Annotated in this window: 1 protein-coding gene; it reads left to right on the forward strand. The window is 69.0% G+C overall.

Annotated elements, in window-relative coordinates:
- Window positions 1-2,465: condensation domain-containing protein (locus D7X55_RS38365; RefSeq protein WP_147470393.1), on the forward strand; the 2,465-nt coding region annotated here is incomplete at both ends.

The raw sequence follows: 2,465 nt of genomic DNA on the forward strand, positions 1-2,465 counted from the left end.
GCATCGAGCTGGGTGAAATCGAGTCCTGCCTGCTGAAGCACCCTGCCGTGCATCAGGCCGTCGTGCTGGCTCGCGAGGACGTGCCCGGTGACAAGCGACTCGTCGCCTACGCCGTCCCCGAGGCGGGAGCGCCCCTGGACACCACCGAGCTGCGTGCATTCCTCAAGCAGCACCTGCCCGAGTACATGATGCCCTCCGCCTTCCTGGTGCTGGAAGCCCTGCCGCTCAACACCAACGGCAAGGTGGACCGCAAGGCGCTCCCCGTGCCCCAGAGCGGTGCAGCCGCCTCCACCTACGTCGCGCCGCGGAATCCCACTGAGGAGCAGCTCGCGGCCATCTGGGCAGCCGTTCTGCGCGTGCCGCAGGTCGGCATGAAGGATTCCTTCTTCGATCTGGGCGGTCACTCGCTGCTGGCGACCCAGGTGGTCTCGCGAGTGCGTGCCGCGTTCAGCGTGGAGCTGCCCCTGCGCGCGCTCTTCGAGGCCCCCACCGTGGAAGCCCTAGCGGCGCGTCTGGCGGGGCTCACCCGCACGAGCACGGCGCGGATCACACGTGTCTCCCATGACGGACCCCTGCCGCTGTCCTTCGCCCAGCAGCGGCTGTGGCTCATCGACCAACTGGAGCCGGGCAGCGCGCTCTACAACATGCCCGTCGCCGTCCGGCTGGAGGGCCACCTGCGCGCCGACGTGCTGGAGCACGCCCTGCAGGAAGTCGTGCGCCGGCACGAAGCCCTGCGCACCACCTTCGCGCAGGTGGAGGGAGCACCGGTCCAGATCATCCATCCCGACAGCCACCAGCCCCTGGCCCTCGTGGACCTCTCGGACCTTCCCGAGCCCCAGCGCGAGCCCGAGACGCGGGTCCGCGTGGAAGCGGAGATGCGCCGGCCCTTCGATTTGCGCACCGGGCCGCTCCTGCGCACGCTGCTCTTCAAGCTCTCCGGGCGCGAGCACGTCCTCGTCGTCACAATGCACCACGTCGTCTCCGACGGCTGGTCTCTGGGCGTGCTGGTGCGTGAAGTCTCGGCCCTCTACGAGGCCTTCGCCGCCGGACAGCCGTCACCACTGCCCGCGCTGCCGGTGCAGTACGCGGACTACGCCGACTGGCAGCGCCGCACGCTTTCGGGTGAGACGCTGCGGCAGGAGATGGCCTACTGGGAGGCGAAGCTCTCTGGCGCTCCGGCCGTGCTGGAGCTGCCCACCGACTTCCCCCGACCAGCCATCCGGAGCACCGCGGGCGCGACCCTGGGCTTCACGCTGTCGCGTGAGTTGACGGAAGCCCTGCGTGGACTGGCACACCAGGAAGGCGGCTCGCTCTTCATGGTGCTGCTCGCGGCCTGGCAGGGGTTGCTTGCTCGCTACACGGGACAGCAGGACCTCAGCGTGGGCTCGCCCATCGCGGGCCGCACGCGCGCGGAGACCGAAGGCCTCATCGGCTTCTTCGTCAACACGCTCGTCCTGCGCGCGAAGGTGGATGCGGATCAGTCCTTCCGTGCGTTGCTCCAGCAGGTGCGCGCCACGGTGCTGGAGGCCTATGAGCACCAGGAGGTGCCCTTCGAGAAGCTGGTGGAGGCCCTGCAGCCCACGCGAAGCCTCAGCCACACGCCGCTCTTCCAGACGCTGCTCGCGCTCCAGAACGTGCCCACGGAGGACGTGCGGCTGACGGACCTCCGGCTGCGGAGGTTGGAGGCCACCCACTCGACGTCGAAGTTCGACGTGAGCGTCTTCTTCACGGAGACGCCCGAAGGCCTGCACGGCACGTTGGAGTACAGCACCGCCCTCTTCAAGCAGAGCACCGTGGAGCGGATGGCGAGCCACCTGCGCACGATGCTGGAGGCCGTGGCCGCGAAGCCCGAGCAGCCCATGGCGGAAGTGCCGTTGCTCACGGGAGTGGAACGTCAGCGCATCCTGGTGGAGTGGAATGACACGGCCGCTGTCAGCCCCACGGACATCCCCGTCCACGTGCACTTCACCCAGCAGGCCCAGCGCACGCCCGACGCAGTGGCCCTGGTACTGGGCGAAGTGACGCTGACGTATGCGCAGCTCGAAGCCCGTGCGAACCAACTGGCCCATCACCTGCGCGGCCTGGGCATCGGCCCGGGTGCACGCGTGGGCCTTGCCGTCGAACGCTCCTTCGAGCTGGTAACGGCCCTGCTCGCCATCCTCAAGGTGGGCGCAGCCTTCGTCCCCGTGGATCGCAATGCCCCTGTGGAGCGTATCGCCGCACTCCTGGAGGACGCGGACGTCAGCGTGACGCTTACGCACCAGCCCTTCGCTTCACTGCTGCCTGCTTCCGGCACACGCGTCTGGCTGGATGCGCAGTCCGCTGAGATTGCCGCACTGCCCACGCATGCGCCGGACATCCACGTGGACGGTGAAGCGCTGGCCTACGTCATGTTCACCTCGGGCTCCACGGGCCGCCCCAAGGGCGTCTGCGTGCCCCACCGGGGCATCACCCGCCTGGTGCTC

The sequence above is a fragment of the Corallococcus sp. AB049A genome (assembly GCF_003668885.1).
In the GTDB taxonomy this organism is placed as follows: domain Bacteria; phylum Myxococcota; class Myxococcia; order Myxococcales; family Myxococcaceae; genus Corallococcus; species Corallococcus interemptor.